This is a genomic window from Burkholderia sp. Ac-20353 (assembly GCF_017104785.1).
GTDB lineage: Bacteria > Pseudomonadota > Gammaproteobacteria > Burkholderiales > Burkholderiaceae > Burkholderia.
The window spans coordinates 1-14,680 of the sequence record NZ_JAAGPL010000017.1 but is presented as its reverse complement, the minus strand read 5'-3'; the positions used below and the strand labels follow the sequence as shown (position 1 = coordinate 14,680).

Here is a 14,680-nt window from a genome sequence, read left to right as displayed (position 1 = left end):
CAAAGGCCGGCGGCCTGGGCCACCGGCCGGGTTGAAACTGCACGCGCCCCGGAAGCGCGCAGCGGCCGCTATTTTCGCCTATTTGGCCGCGCATATTTCAGGTTTTCAGGCTCCGTTACGTTTTTTGTCGATTCTCACGGCCGGCTGCACGCTCCGCGCGCCGGTCGAGGTGTGAAAGACTGTTTCGGCCACGCTGGCGGCGCGCGCTCACCGCGTGTCTCCCGCAGCGGCCGGGCCGAACAGCGGCTCCGCTTCGGCGGGCACCGGCTGGCCGGTCGCCCGCGCGCGGCGCAGCACCGACCAGTAATAGCGGTAGCTCGCGCGGTCGTGCAGCGTGTCGCCGTGGCGCGTCGGACCCCAGTCGGCAGCCTGCGCGGCCAGCAGGATCTCGGCCGCAAGCGCGACCTCGTCGGTGCGCGGTGCGAACGCGTCGACGATCGGCCGGACCTGCGCCGGATGGATGCTCCACATCCGCGTGAACGCGAACTCGTCGCGCGCGCGGCGCGCGTCGTTCGCGACGACGCTCATGTCGCGCACTTCCGTCGTCACGTTGTGCGACGGCGTCTTGCCGTGCGCGTGGCAGGCCGCGGCGATCTCGAGCTTCGCGCGCCGCACGAGCGGGTGCTCGAACTGGCCGGGCGAGCGCATCGCCGAATCGGGGATCGCGCCGTGGTGCGCCGACACGAAATCCATCAGGCCGAAGCTCAGCGTGCCGACGAGCGGCAGCGCGGCGAGGGCGGCCGCCTGCGCGAGCGCGCCATGCGTCTCGACCAGCACGTCGACCGGAATCGGCCGGGCGATGCCCAGTTCGCGGCGGGTGCCTTCGATGAACGCGCACATCTCGGCCGCGTCGGCCGCATTCGCGATCTTCGGCAGCGTCAGGTAGGCGGGCGGGCGCGCCGCGCGCAGGATGATGCGCACGTCGTCGCGCCAGTGCGGGTGGGAAAAGTCGTGGACCCGTGCGCCGACGCGCCCGTAGCGGTTCTCGGCGTCGCCGAGCATCGCGGCGACCAGTTCCGCGTGCGCGGCTTCCTGGCCGACGGCGGCGCCGTCCTCGCAATCGAGCGTGATATCGAACACGGGGCCCAGCTCGGCCTGCAGCGCGAGCGACTTGCGCATCAGCTTTTCGCTGCCTGCGTAGTGGTCGCAGCATGGCAGGATCGCGGGCGGAACCGCACCGTCGTACAACACTTCTGCAGGGGAGAGCGCGGACATCTTCTTCTGCGTCCAGGAAGCGGGCCAACGTGGAAAAATCGGATTCGGGCACGTTCTGGGCCTGCGCCGCACATGAATCGTGCGTGCGGGCGGCAAAACGCGTCCGGATCGGATCGGGGCAATACGGGCCAGGGGCCGGCGGCGGGTGGCCGCCGGGCCTGCAGGCCCGTACTGCAACCGGGCTGCCCGAAAGCGGCCCGGTCAGTGCGTTACTTCAGCAGGTGAGCAACGCCGTCGCGCTCTTCGAGCAGCTCGGCCAGCGTGCCGTCCATCTTTTCGCGCGAGAACGCGTCGATCTCGAGGCCTTCGATGCGCTTGTATTCGCCGTTTTCGCAAACGACCGGCACGCCGTAGATGATGTCTTCGGGGATGCCGTACGAACCGTCCGACGGAATGCCCATCGTGACCCACTTGCCGTTCGTGCCGAGCACCCAGTCACGCACGTGGTCGATCGCCGCGTTCGCTGCCGACGCTGCCGACGACAGGCCGCGCGCTTCGATGATCGCCGCACCGCGCTTGCCGACGGTCGGGATGAATGTGTTGCGGTTCCATTCGTCGTCGTTGATCAGGTTCAGCAGCGATTCGCCTTCGACGGTCGCGAAGCGGAAGTCCGGGTACATCGTCGGCGAGTGGTTGCCCCACACCGCGAGCTTCTCGATCGACGCGACCGGCTTGCCCGACTTGGCCGCGAGCTGCGACAGCGCGCGGTTGTGGTCGAGGCGCAGCATCGCCGTGAAGTTCTTCTTCGGCAGGTCCGGCGCCGACTTCATCGCGATGTATGCGTTCGTGTTGGCCGGGTTGCCGACCACCAGCACCTTCACGTCGCGGCTTGCGACTTCGTTCAGGGCCGCGCCCTGAACCGTGAAGATCTCGGCGTTCGCCGACAGCAGGTCCTTGCGCTCCATGCCCTTCGAGCGCGGACGGGCGCCGACCAGCAGTGCGACGTCTGCATCCTTGAATGCGACCTTCGGGTCGTCGGTGATCACGACGCTTTCCAGCAGCGGGAACGCGCAGTCATCCAGTTCCATCACGACGCCTTTGACGGCGGCTTGGGCTTGCGGGAGGTCGAGCAGTTGCAGGATGACCGGCTGGTCCTTGCCGAGCAGGTCGCCGTTCGCGATACGGAACAGCAGCGAGTAAGCGATTTGACCTGCGGCGCCGGTGACGGCAACGCGCTTTGCGGGCTTAGCCATTGAAATTCTCCAGGACGGGTGAAGCGTGGGACGCTCGGGAAAACGCCATTCTATGCGCGTTACGCGAAGCGTTGCATTGAAGCAGGGCGGAGGACTCGCGGTTGCATGTGCGGTGAACCTGGAGACGGGCCGAGGCACGTGGCCGGGGACGCGCCTTGACACCCGCGAACCCTTGCTCGACCCGGAGTTTAGGAGTCGAAAGGCGCAAAGTCAAACGGTATCATATGTCTTATATAAGACAGATGTTTTGCTGAATTTGTGTGGACGGAAAACATGGGTTTGTGATGAAATGCGCGCCATGACATCGAACCAGGCGAACAACGCGAATCCGACCGGCGCAGGCGGCCCAGGGCAGCCGGCTGTCGGCGAACCCGCGTCGACGCCATCGCCGTCGCCGACGTTCAGTCCTTTATACCAGCAGATCAAGGCATTGATCACGCAGAGTCTCGAATCGGGTGAATGGAAGCCGGGCGAGATCATCCCGAGCGAGGTCGAGCTCGCGGCCCGCTTCAAGGTCAGCCAGGGCACCGTGCGCAAGGCGATCGATGAACTGGCCGCAGAGAACCTCGTGGTGCGCCGGCAGGGCAAGGGGACTTTTGTTGCGACGCACAATGAAGATCGCGCGCAATTCCGCTTCCTGCGCCTGCTCGCCGACGATGGCGCCGAACATCCGCACGTCAGCCGCCTGCTCGAGTGCCGGCGGCTGCGCGCGCCGGCCGAGATCGCCCGCCAGCTCGACCTGAAGCCGGCCGACCCGGTCGTGCAGGTGCGCCGGCTGCTCGAGTTCGAGCGCGTGGCGACGGTGCTGGACGAGATCTGGCTGCCGGGCACGATGTTCCGCGGGCTGACGTTCGAGCGGCTCAGCGAGTACAAGGGGCCGCTCTACGCGATGTTCGAAACGGAATTCGGCACGCGCATGATCCGGGCCTCCGAGAAGATTCGCGCGGTGGCGGCGGAGCCGGCGGTGGCCGACCTGCTGCACGTGCCGCCCGGTTTTCCGTTGCTGTCTGTCGAGCGCGTGTCCTATACATATGGTGACCGGCCGGTGGAAGTGCGGCGCGGCTGGTATGTCACAACCGGGTATTACTATCAGAACGACTTGAGCTGAAGATGAAGTTGCTCGTGCTGTGTGCATTCGCCGTCCCAACGTAGAGCGAAGCATGTTTCGGGCCGCCTTTGTTCCATGTCGCGCAACGATCCAGAGCAGGTTTTCGCTGCAGCGCGATATAAAAAGGCGCTAAAATCGCGGATTAGTGTGACAACATAAGTAGGGGTCTAGCATGACTGATGCAGTAAGAAAGCCGAGGCCGGAATACCGGAACATCGGATTCGGCGATATCACGATGAAATATCGCATGCCGCTGGCGGCGATCTTGTCGATTCTCCATCGAGTCAGCGGTGCGCTGCTGTTCCTGTTCCTCCCGTTCCTGCTTTACCTCTTCGACCAGAGTCTCACCTCCGAACTCAGCTTCGAAGGCTTCAAGCAATTCCTCTCCAACATCATCGTCAAGCTGATCGTCCTCGCGCTGTCCTGGGCGTTCTTCCACCACTTCTGCGCCGGCATCCGTCACCTGCTGATGGACGTCAACCATGACGCGGTCACGAAGGAAAGCGGCAAGAAGACGGCGGCTGTCGTGTTCGTCATCTCGATCGCCCTCACGATCGCGATGGCCCTCAAACTGTTCGGAGCATTCTAAGAAAATGGCAGCCAACAACCGAATCGGCTCGAAGCGCCTCGTCGTCGGCGCGCACTACGGCCTGCGCGACTGGCTCGCGCAACGCGTCACGGCCACGATCATGGCCGTCTACACGGTCATCCTGCTCGTGCTGTTCTTCGGCGCGCACGATTTCTCGTACGACGGCTGGGCGTCGATCTTCTCCGCGCAATGGATGAAGCTCGCCACCTTCGTGACGCTGCTCTCCCTCTTCTACCACGCATGGGTCGGCGTGCGCGACATCTGGATGGACTACGTGAAGCCCGTCGGTGTGCGCCTGCTGCTGCAATCGCTGACCATCGTCTGGCTGCTCGCATGTGCGGGCTACGCCGCGCAGATTCTCTGGAGAGTGTAAAGAATGGCTGCAATCAAAACTTCCCTCCCGCGTCGCAAGTTCGACGTGGTGATCGTCGGCGCGGGCGGCTCCGGCTTGCGTGCGGCACTGCAACTGTCGCGTGCGGGCCTGTCGGTCTGCGTGCTGTCGAAGGTGTTCCCGACGCGTTCGCACACGGTCGCCGCGCAGGGCGGGATCGGCGCATCGCTCGGCAACATGAGCGAAGACAACTGGCACTTCCACTTCTACGACACGATCAAGGGTTCCGACTGGCTCGGCGACCAGGACGCGATCGAGTTCATGTGCCGTGAAGCGCCGAACGTCGTGTACGAGCTCGAGCACTTCGGCATGCCGTTCGACCGCAACGCGGACGGCACGATCTACCAGCGCCCGTTCGGCGGCCACACCGCGAACTACGGCGAGAAGCCGGTCCAGCGCGCTTGCGCGGCCGCCGACCGTACCGGTCACGCGCTGCTGCACACGCTGTACCAGCAGAACGTCGCGGCGAAGACGCAGTTCTTCGTCGAATGGATGGCGCTCGACCTGATCCGCGACGCGGACGGCGACGTGCTCGGCGTGACGGCCCTCGAAATGGAAACGGGCGACGTCTACATCATCGAAGGCAAGACCACGCTGTTCGCGACGGGCGGCGCAGGCCGGATCTTCGCGGCATCGACCAACGCGTTCATCAACACCGGCGACGGCCTCGGCATGGCGGCCCGCTCGGGCATCGCGCTGCAGGACATGGAGTTCTGGCAGTTCCACCCGACCGGCGTGGCCGGCGCGGGCGTGCTGATCACCGAAGGCGTGCGTGGCGAAGGCGGTATCCTGCGTAATGCGAACGGCGAGCGCTTCATGGAGCGCTATGCGCCGACGCTGAAGGACCTCGCGCCGCGTGACTTCGTGTCGCGCTCGATGGACCAGGAAATCAAGGAAGGTCGCGGCGTCGGTCCGAACAAGGACCACGTGCTGCTCGACCTGTCGCACATCGGCGCCGAGACGATCATGAAGCGTCTGCCGTCGATCCGCGAAATCGCGCTGAAGTTCGCGAACGTCGACTGCATCAAGGAACCGATTCCGGTCGTCCCGACGATCCACTACCAGATGGGCGGCATCCCGACTAACATCCACGGTCAGGTCGTCGGCACGTCGCGCGATCACAAGGAGCCGATCAACGGCTTCTACGCAGTGGGCGAATGCTCGTGCGTGTCGGTCCACGGCGCGAACCGCCTCGGCACGAACTCGCTGCTCGACCTCGTGGTGTTCGGCCGCGCGGCCGGCAACCACATCGTCGAGCACGTGAAGAACCAGCGCGATCACAAGCCGCTGCCGGCAGACGCCGGCGAGTTCTCGCTCGCGCGCCTGGCCAAGCTCGAGAAGTCGTCGTCGGGCGAGTACACGCAGGATGTCGCGAACGACATCCGCGCGACGATGCAGAAGCACGCAGGCGTGTTCCGCACGTCGGCGCTGCTGAAGGAAGGCGTTGAAGAGATGGCCGGCCTGAAGGAGCGTGCGGCCAACATCCACCTGAAGGACAAGTCGAAGGTGTTCAACACCGCGCGCGTCGAAGCGCTCGAGCTGGAGAACCTGATCGAAGTCGCTCGCGCGACGATGGTGTCGGCGGAAGCCCGCAAGGAAAGCCGCGGCGCACACGCGCACAGCGACTACGAACACCGCGACGACGACAACTGGCTGCGCCACACGCTGTGGTACAGCGAAGGCGATCGCCTCGACTACAAGCCGGTTCAAATGAAGCCGCTGACGGTCGACTCCGTGCCGCCGAAGCCGCGCACGTTCTAAGCCGAGTCAAAGGAATCCGAAATGGCAAAACGCATTTTTGAAATCTACCGCTACGATCCGGACAAGGACGCAGCGCCGCGCATGCAGACGTATGAGCTGGACCTTCAGCACGAGCGCATGCTGCTCGACGCGCTGGTCAAGCTGAAGGCGCTGGACGAGACGCTGTCGTTCCGTCGCTCGTGCCGTGAAGGCGTGTGCGGTTCGGACGCGATGAACATCAACGGCAAGAACGGTCTCGCGTGCCTGACGAACCTGAACGACCTGCCGCAGAAGATCGTGCTGCGCCCGCTGCCGGGCCTGCCCGTCGTGCGCGACCTGATCGTCGACATGACGCACTTCTTCAACCAGTACCACTCGATCAAGCCGTACCTGATCAACGACGCGCCGCCGCCCGAGAAGGAGCGTCTGCAGTCGCCGCAGGAACGTGACGAGCTGGACGGCGTGTACGAGTGCATTCTGTGCGCAAGCTGCTCGACGTCGTGCCCGAGCTTCTGGTGGAACCCGGACAAGTTCGTCGGCCCGGCCGGCCTGCTGCAGGCTTACCGCTTCATCGCGGACAGCCGCGACACGGCGACCGGCGAGCGCCTCGACAACCTGGAAGACCCGTACCGTCTGTTCCGTTGCCATACGATCATGAACTGCGTCGACGTGTGCCCGAAGGGCCTGAACCCGACGAAGGCGATCGGCAAGATCAAGGAACTGATGGTCCGCCGTGCGGTTTGAGATGAGCGACGATCCTCATCAATCCGACCCGCACCGCCGCGCGCGCCTCCGCTGGCGCGCGCGGCGGGGTCTGCTGGAGAACGATCTCGTTTTCGAGCGTTTCTTCAGCCGACACGAGCATGACCTCACCGATGCAGACGTAGGCGCACTGACGCGCCTGCTCGATCTGAGCGACAACGACCTGATGGACTTGCTCCTCGCGCGCAAGGAACCAGAAGGCGACCTTGACAGCCCGGATATCCGCCGGCTGTTGGAGATGCTGCGCAACGTGTAACCACGTTTCGCCCGTTATCGAATCCCGTTTCCAATTTCGATTGAGGATGTGCCATGACTCCGTCTGATGTAAAAGCCACGCTATCGTTCAGCGACAATTCGCCGAGCGTCGAACTGCCGATCTACAAGGGCACGATGGGCCCGGACGTGATCGACATCCGCAAGCTGTACGGCCAGACCGGCAAGTTCACGTATGACCCGGGCTTCATGTCGACGGCATCCTGCAACTCGGCGATCACGTACATCGACGGCGACAAGGGCGAGCTGCTGTATCGCGGTTACCCGATCGACAACCTCGCGCAAAACGCCGACTTCCTCGAGACCTGCTACCTGCTGTTCAAGGGCGAGCTGCCGAACGAAGCGCAGAAGAAGGAATTCGTCGCGACCGTCACGAAGCACACGATGGTGCACGAGCAGATGCAGTTCTTCTTCCGCGGGTTCCGCCGCGACGCGCACCCGATGGCGATCCTGGTCGCCGCAGTCGGCGCGCTGTCGGCGTTCTACCACGACTCGCTCGACATCAACGACGCGCGTCACCGTGAAGTGTCGGCGATCCGCATGGTCGCGAAGCTGCCGACGCTCGTCGCGATGGCGTACAAGTACAGCATCGGCCAGCCGTTCGTGTACCCGCAGAACGATCTGTCGTACAGCGCGAACTTCATGCGCATGATGTTCGCGAACCCGTGCGAGGAATACAAGGTCAACGACGTGCTCGTCCGCGCGCTCGACCGCATCCTGATCCTGCACGCCGACCACGAGCAGAACGCATCGACGTCGACGGTCCGTCTGGCCGGCTCGTCGGGCGCGAACCCGTTCGCGTGTATCGCGGCCGGTATCGCATGTCTGTGGGGCCCGGCGCACGGTGGTGCGAACGAAGCCGCGCTGAACATGCTCGAGCAGATCGGTTCGCCGGACAACATCCCCGAATTCATCAAGCAGGTGAAGGACAAGAATTCGGGCGTGAAGCTGATGGGCTTCGGTCACCGCGTGTACAAGAACTACGATCCGCGTGCGAAGCTGATGCGCGAAACGTGCTACGAAGTGCTGAACGAACTGGGCCTGCACGACGACCCGCTGTTCAAGCTCGCGATGCAGCTCGAGAAGATCGCGCTGGAAGACGAGTACTTCGTGTCGCGCAAGCTGTACCCGAACGTCGACTTCTACTCGGGCATCGTCCAGCGCGCGCTGGGCATTCCGACGTCGATGTTCACCTGCATCTTCGCGATGGCACGCACGATCGGCTGGATCGCGCAGTGGAACGAAATGATTGCGGATCCGGAACAGAAGATCGGCCGTCCGCGTCAGCTCTTCATCGGCGACACGCCGCGCGAAGCGAAGCCGCTCAACGCACGCTAAGCCGTGTGCGGCGCGAATGGCCGGCAGGTCGTTCGCGTCAGGCGATCGCGCAACGCCAAGACACCCCGGCCGGGTTTTCCCGCCGGGGTGTTTTTTTGCGCATCCGCCTCTGCAGCCGCTTTCACCCTTCGAAATAGGTCAGGCCCAGCGCGCTTTTCACGTCGGATAGGGTTGCTCCGGCCACTTCCCGCGCGCGCATCGTGCCGCGGCGCAGGATGGCCATCACCTCGGCCCGGTCCGCATCGAACTCGCGACGGCGCGCGCGAATCGGCTCGATCAGCGCCTGCAGCCGCTCGTTCAGCACGCGCTTGACCACGCTGTCGCCCAACCCGCCGCGACGATAGTGCGCCTTGAGCTCGGCCACTTTCTGCACGTCGGGCTCGAACGCGTCCAGGAACGTGAACACGACATTGCCCTCGACCTGACCGGGGTCGCTCACCCGCAGGTGGTTGGGATCGGTGTACATGTCGTTGACCGCCTTCGTGATCTCGTCCGGGGTCGCGCCGAGCGTGATCGCGTTCCCCAGCGATTTGCTCATCTTGGCCTTGCCGTCGATGCCGGGCAGCCGCGTCACCGACGACAGCACGGCTTCGCATTCGACCAGCACCTGCCGGTCGACCGTGTTGTTGAAGCGGCGCACCAGTTCATTGGTCTGCTCGATCATCGGCAGCTGATCGTCGCCGACCGGCACGTGCGTCGCGTTGAACGCGGTGATGTCGGCTGCCTGGCTGACCGGGTAGGTTAGGAAGCCGGCGGGGATGTCGCGTTCGAACCCGCGCAGGCGGATTTCTTCCTTGATGGTCGGATTGCGCTCGAGGCGCGCGACCGTCACGAGATTGAGCAGGTACTGCGACAGCTCCGCGAGTTCGGGCACCTGCGACTGGATGACGATCGTCGACTTCGCCGGATCGATCCCGACCGCGAGATAGTCGAGCGCAACTTCGATCACGTTTTCGGTGACTTTCTGGCGGCGGCCCATGTTGTCGGTCAGGGCCTGCGTGTCCGCGAGCAGCAGGAACTGCTGCGCTTCGTGCTGCATCCGCACCCGCGCGCGCAACGAGCCGATGTAGTGGCCGAGGTGCAGCGGCCCGGTCGTCCGGTCGCCGGTCAGAATGGTGGGGCGATTCGTGTGAGTCATGGTCTGGAGTCCTGTAATGTCGACAGTTCGAGACACCACCAGCCATGAGCGCGTAGAAACGACAATGCCGCCTTGACTGGCGGCATCGCGTTTTCGATGTGCATGGAGAAACGGGCCGCCTGGGTCAGGCGCGCCACCAACGATGCAGGTTCAGCGAAATCCGTTTCGTATCCATCGGGCCAGTATAGCGCAATCGCGGATCGCTCCGCCGGCGGCCGTCCGGAGCGACGTCGCGCGAGCGTCTGCCGAATCGGCTGTTAGCGGCGCGCAATTCGACGCAATCGGCTGTGAGCGCAGCCGATTTCGACGCAGTTGGCCTATTTTGACTTCCGATAATGGTCTGGAACCCCGGGGCGGCATTATGGCACTGCGTGCAAGCCGCCCCGATGACCAAGGAGAAGTCGATGAATTTCACGCAAGCGATCGTTCGCCGTCCCGCGCTGTCGTGCGGCGCCGGCCTGACCACCGCGCAACTCGGCGCACCCGATTACGACACCACGCTGACGCAGTTCCACGGCTACTGCGAAACGCTGCGCAAGCTCGGCGTCTCGCTCACCGAGCTGCCGCCGCTCGACGCGTTTCCCGATTCGCACTTCGTCGAGGACGTCGCGGTCGTCACGCGTGAATTCGCGGTGATCACGCGTCCCGGCGCGCCGGCGCGGCGCGGTGAAATCGCGCATATTGAAACGCCGCTCGCCGCGCATCGCGAACTGCTGCCGATGCGCGCAGGACGACTCGACGGCGGCGACGTGATGCTCGTCGGCAAGCGTTTCTACATCGGCCTGACCGGCCGCACCGACGCGGACGGCATCGCGGCGTTCGAATCGCTCGTGTCGCCGTACGGTTACTCGGTCGTCGCCGTGCCGGTGGGCGAGGGGCTGCACCTGAAGTCGGTCGTCAACTACGTCGGCGACGATACGCTGCTTGTGAACGAAGCGCTGGCCGGCCATCCGGCGTTCGCCGGGTTCCGCCGGATCGAGGTCGCGGCAGCCGACGAATATGCGGGCAATACGCTGCGCGTGAACGATGCGCTGATCACGCCCGCCGGCTATCCGCGCGTGCACACGGCCATCGAGCCGCTCGGCCTGCCGCTCTACGTGATCGACACGAGCGAGTTCCGCAAGATGGACGGCGGGCTGACTTGCCTGTCGCTGCGGTTCTAGCCGATTGGCGCAGGGTCCGGTTCGGTCGGATAATGTGGCGCGCGTGCACAGCGGAAAGCGCTGTGCGCGCGGCCTACGACCCGACTGGAGCAAACGCGGATGCCCGACAAGAAGATGCAGCTCGACAAGATCGATCTCCGGATCATCGACATCCTGAAGAACGACGGGCGAATCTCGTACCGGAAGCTGTCGGAGCTCGTGAACCTGACGCCGCGGCCGTGCCAGGCACGCGTCGAGCGGCTCGAAGCGCTCGGGATCATCGAAGGGTACCGCGCGGTGATCAACGCGCCGCGCGAGACCAAGCCGATCGTCGTGCTCGCGCAGATTGTGCTCGCCGATCACGGTCGTTCGCAGGTGCCGTTCGAGGAGGAAATGCGCACGAATCCGGCGGTGCTCGACTGCTGGCTGGTGAGCGGCACGTTCGATTTCCTCGTGCGGCTCGCGTGCGAGGACCTCGACGAGTACCGGCGGATCGCGAACGTATGGCTCGAGAGCCCGCGCTACCGGATCGAGAAGATCGTGACGACGGCCGAGCTGCAGGTGATCAAGCGCAGCGTCGCGTAACGCGCGGACGCGCGTCGGTCGTTACGCGGGCCCGCGCCTGAACATGCGTGCGAGCACTGCGGAAAACCGTGCCATTTACTTTGCATCCCGAATCAAACGAATTTGTTCGAATTTTCCAAGGTGAACTCTATGGACACTTTGCAAGCGACAGAGCAGTCGGTTTCCGCGTCGACGACGATGCTGAAGCGCCGTCTGCAGGGCCGTCATATCGCGATGATCGCGATCGGCGGCTCGATCGGCACCGGGCTGTTCGTCGCGTCCGGCGCGTCGGTCGCGCAGGCCGGGCCCGGCGGCGCGATTGCCGCGTATATCGCGATCGGGCTGATGGTCTACTTCGTCGTGACCGGGCTCGGCGAAATGGCCGCGCTGATGCCCGTATCGGGCTCGTTCGCGATCTACGGCGAGAAGTACGTCGACGAAGGCTTCGGCGTCGCGCTCGGCTGGACCTACTGGTACAGCTGGGCCGTGACGATCGCGATCGAGCTCGTGGCCGGACAGATCGTGATGCGTTACTGGTTTCCCGGCGTGCCCGGCATCTGGTGGGGTGCCGCGTTCCTGGTGCTGATCTTCCTGCTGAACACGCTGTCCGTGCGCGGCTTCGGCGAATCCGAGTACTGGTTCTCGCTGATCAAGGTCGTCACGGTGATCGCGTTCATCGCCGCCGGGCTGCTGATCGCGACTGGCGCGATCGGCAGCGGGCATGCAGCGGGCTGGCACAATTTCACGATCGGGGACGCGCCGTTCGTCGGCGGCGTGCACGCGATGATGAGCGTCGCGCTGATCGCCGGGTTTTCGTTCCTCGGCACCGAGCTGGTCGGGATCACGGCCGGCGAATCGGAGAACCCGCGCACGACGATCCCGCGCGCGGTGAAGCAGATCTTCTGGCGGATCCTGCTGTTTTACGTACTCGCGATCTTCGTGATCGGGCTGCTGATTCCGTACACCGATCCGAACCTGCTGAAGAGCGACGTGACGGATATCGGCGTGAGCCCGTTCACGCTCGTATTCCGCCATGCGGGGTTTCCGCTGGCCGCCGACGCGATGAATCTCGTGATCCTGACCGCCGTGCTGTCCGCCGGCAACTCCGGCACCTATGCGGCGACGCGGATGCTGTACAACCTCGCGAACGAAGGCCGGGCGCCGGCGATGTTCGCGACGCTGTCGCCGGGAGGCGTGCCGCGCAATGCGCTGTACGCGACGATGGCGGTCGGCGGGCTGTGCTTCCTGACGTCGCTGACCAACAACCAGGGAGTCTATCTGTGGCTGTTGAACACGGTCGGCATCACGGGTTTCATTGCGTGGCTCGGCATCGCGGTCAGCCACTACCGGTTCCGCAAGGGCTTCCTGAAGCAGGGCTATCGGCTCGAGCAACTGCCGTATCGCGCGAAGTGGTTTCCGTTCGGACCGCTGTTCGCGGTCGCGATGTGCGCGGTGATCTCGCTCGGGCAGGACTATCAGGCGTTTTACGCGACGAAGATCGACTGGATGGAGGTGCTGTCGATCTACGTGTGGATTCCGCTGTTCGTCGCGATCTGGCTCGGCTACCGGCATGTCCGCAAGAGCCGTCTCGTGCGCTACGACGAGATGGATATCGGTCCGTGGCTGAACAGGTCCGTCGAAGCGGTCGATGCGGTGACGGGTGCGCACGGGCGGCCGCATTGAGCTGACTGACACGGATGCGCGCGGTGGTGCCGGGTAGTGCCGGCCGGCGCGCGCGCCGCTTCGCATGCTGCATCGTCACCGCCGCGTCGCCCGATTTCGCCGGAGGCGGCTCAGGCTGCTCAGCTCGCGGTCGTCAGCGCGGCTCCTTCAGATACGCCTTCATGAAGTCGACCCACGCGCGCACTTTCTGCGGCACGTGCGAGGTCGACACATACAGCGCGTACACGTTCTGCCGCGGAAACCGGTAACCGGGCAGCGCATCGACGAGCACGCCGCTCGCGAGGTCGTCGCACACGAGCCATTCGGGCAGCAGCGCGACGCCACTGCCTTGCCGCGCGAGTTCGCGCAGCACCGATGCGTTGTCGACGACAACACGCGGTTTCGCGGCCGGGCGGAACACGTGCGTGTCGCCGGCGCGGTCGACGAGCGTCCATTCGGCGATCCGCTCGAGCCGGCTGTGGCCGAGCTGCGGCAGGCGCGCGAGCGCGTCGGGCGATGCCGGATGTGGCACGCGGGCGCGCGCGGGCAGATCCGGCGCCATCACGGGGCGCACCTCGTAGGTGCCGAGGCGCACGCCGCGATAGGGTAGGTGCGCGAACTGCTCGTCGCGCCCGAGCCGGATCGCGACGTCGAACCGGTCGCGCACGAGGTCGGCCGCCGACGTATGCGTTTCGAGCCGCACCCGCAGCGCGGGGTGCTGTTCAAGGAACGCGTGCAGCGCGGGCGCGACGACCCGCGACGCATATTCGACCGTCGACGTTACGCGCAGCACGCCTTGCATCCCGCCGTGCTCGCCGCGCACTTCGTCGATCGCACCTTCGGCTTCGTCGAGCACGCGCAGGCAGCGCTGGTAGAAGCGCTCGCCCGCATCGGTCAGCTCGACGCGCCGCGTCGTCCGCGTGAGCAACGTGACGCCGAGCTCGGCTTCGAGCTGCTTGATGTTGAAGCTGACGGCCGCGCGCGCCTGGTTCAGCGCGGTCGCGGCGGCCGTGAACGAGCCCGCTTCGACCACGGCGCGGAATACGGCGAAACGATCGAGGCTCACCATGATTGTGTCGATCATCCTTCAAAAAAAACGGCATACCGGACGAAGCGTACCGGGAATGCGCGCGGGCGTGGGGTTTGCGGCGATCGGCATCCGCGATACGCGATACGCGCTGCCCGGATTGTCAAAATTTTTCGACCGGACCATCCGTGTTGCCGGGCTTATCCGCGCGAGCGGCGAACCTTACACTGCGACGTTTCGTTCGATTGCCGCCGCCATGTCCGACCGTTCCAGAATCGCCGCCGTCTATCTGCTCGGCTTCGCGATCGATCTTGCGAACATGTTCATGCTCAATGCCGCGTATCCGGCGCTGCAGCGCGAACTGCACGCATCGGTCGCGCAGCTAGCATGGGTCGGCAACACGTACGTGCTCGGCCTGACGGTCGTGATCCCGCTCGGCACCTGGCTCGCACGCCGGTGCGGCGAGCGCCGCGTGCTGGCGGCGTCGCTGCTGCTGTTCGCGCTCGGCAGCGCGGGCGTCGGCGCGTCGCGGTCGATC

At 64.9% G+C, this 14,680-nt stretch carries 15 protein-coding genes; 11 read left to right on the top strand and 4 right to left on the bottom strand.

Going from position 1 to position 14,680, the window contains the following annotated elements; all coding sequences use genetic code 11:
* Window positions 1-207 precede the first annotated feature (207 nt).
* Complete coding sequence (locus G3N94_RS08535) at window positions 208-1,215, bottom strand: aldolase/citrate lyase family protein (RefSeq protein WP_205791925.1); 1,008 nt, start codon at window positions 1,213-1,215, stop codon at window positions 208-210.
* Window positions 1,216-1,424: 209 nt separating this feature from the next.
* Window positions 1,425-2,408, bottom strand: coding sequence for a malate dehydrogenase (locus G3N94_RS08530; RefSeq protein WP_124603282.1), 984 nt, complete (start codon window positions 2,406-2,408; stop codon window positions 1,425-1,427).
* A 289-nt stretch (window positions 2,409-2,697) separates the two neighbouring features.
* Between G3N94_RS08530 and G3N94_RS08525 the strand changes: the two genes are divergently transcribed.
* The 7 genes from G3N94_RS08525 to gltA all read left to right on the top strand — a co-directional run bounded on the left by G3N94_RS08525 (window position 2,698) and on the right by gltA (window position 8,609).
* On the top strand, window positions 2,698-3,516 hold the full coding sequence (locus G3N94_RS08525; protein WP_205791923.1) for a GntR family transcriptional regulator: 819 nt from the start codon (window positions 2,698-2,700) through the stop codon (window positions 3,514-3,516).
* 172 nt (window positions 3,517-3,688) lie between these two features.
* Window positions 3,689-4,105, top strand: coding sequence for a succinate dehydrogenase, cytochrome b556 subunit (gene sdhC, locus G3N94_RS08520; RefSeq protein WP_205791921.1), 417 nt, complete (start codon window positions 3,689-3,691; stop codon window positions 4,103-4,105).
* 4 nt (window positions 4,106-4,109) lie between these two features.
* Window positions 4,110-4,478, top strand: a complete 369-nt coding sequence (gene sdhD / locus G3N94_RS08515; RefSeq protein ID WP_065495327.1) for a succinate dehydrogenase, hydrophobic membrane anchor protein — start codon at window positions 4,110-4,112, stop codon at window positions 4,476-4,478.
* 3 nt (window positions 4,479-4,481) lie between these two features.
* Window positions 4,482-6,257, top strand: coding sequence for a succinate dehydrogenase flavoprotein subunit (gene sdhA, locus G3N94_RS08510; RefSeq protein WP_205791919.1), 1,776 nt, complete (start codon window positions 4,482-4,484; stop codon window positions 6,255-6,257).
* Between the two features lie 21 nt (window positions 6,258-6,278).
* On the top strand, window positions 6,279-6,980 hold the full coding sequence (locus G3N94_RS08505) for a succinate dehydrogenase iron-sulfur subunit (RefSeq protein ID WP_205791917.1): 702 nt from the start codon (window positions 6,279-6,281) through the stop codon (window positions 6,978-6,980).
* Window position 6,981: 1 nt separating this feature from the next.
* Window positions 6,982-7,254: a succinate dehydrogenase assembly factor 2 gene (locus G3N94_RS08500; protein WP_205791915.1), complete on the top strand. Its 273-nt coding sequence runs from the start codon at window positions 6,982-6,984 to the stop codon at window positions 7,252-7,254.
* A 53-nt stretch (window positions 7,255-7,307) separates the two neighbouring features.
* Entirely contained in the window at window positions 7,308-8,609 is a 1,302-nt protein-coding gene (gene gltA, locus G3N94_RS08495) for a citrate synthase (protein WP_205791913.1), read from the top strand.
* Between the two features lie 121 nt (window positions 8,610-8,730).
* Here gltA and trpS read toward each other — a convergent pair whose 3' ends face one another.
* Window positions 8,731-9,747: a tryptophan--tRNA ligase gene (trpS, locus tag G3N94_RS08490; RefSeq protein ID WP_205791911.1), complete on the bottom strand. Its 1,017-nt coding sequence runs from the start codon at window positions 9,745-9,747 to the stop codon at window positions 8,731-8,733.
* Between the two features lie 404 nt (window positions 9,748-10,151).
* On the opposite strand from trpS, the gene G3N94_RS08485 reads away from it, so the two are divergent.
* The 3 genes from G3N94_RS08485 (at window position 10,152) to G3N94_RS08475 (ending at window position 13,136) form a co-directional block, all read left to right on the top strand.
* Window positions 10,152-10,910, top strand: coding sequence for an amidinotransferase (locus G3N94_RS08485; RefSeq protein ID WP_205791909.1), 759 nt, complete (start codon window positions 10,152-10,154; stop codon window positions 10,908-10,910).
* A 99-nt stretch (window positions 10,911-11,009) separates the two neighbouring features.
* A complete protein-coding gene (locus G3N94_RS08480) occupies window positions 11,010-11,474 on the top strand; it encodes an Lrp/AsnC family transcriptional regulator (protein ID WP_205791907.1) in 465 nt (154 codons plus the stop codon).
* A gap of 129 nt (window positions 11,475-11,603) precedes the next feature.
* Window positions 11,604-13,136 carry an amino acid permease gene (locus G3N94_RS08475; RefSeq protein WP_205791905.1) on the top strand — a complete coding sequence of 511 codons (1,533 nt, stop codon included), beginning with the start codon at window positions 11,604-11,606 and terminating at the stop codon, window positions 13,134-13,136.
* Between the two features lie 133 nt (window positions 13,137-13,269).
* Here G3N94_RS08475 and G3N94_RS08470 read toward each other — a convergent pair whose 3' ends face one another.
* Window positions 13,270-14,184, bottom strand: a complete 915-nt coding sequence (locus G3N94_RS08470; protein ID WP_205791903.1) for a LysR family transcriptional regulator — start codon at window positions 14,182-14,184, stop codon at window positions 13,270-13,272.
* 214 nt (window positions 14,185-14,398) lie between these two features.
* Between G3N94_RS08470 and G3N94_RS08465 the strand changes: the two genes are divergently transcribed.
* A partial coding sequence (locus G3N94_RS08465; protein ID WP_205791902.1) for an MFS transporter occupies window positions 14,399-14,680 on the top strand: 282 nt, incomplete at its 3' end.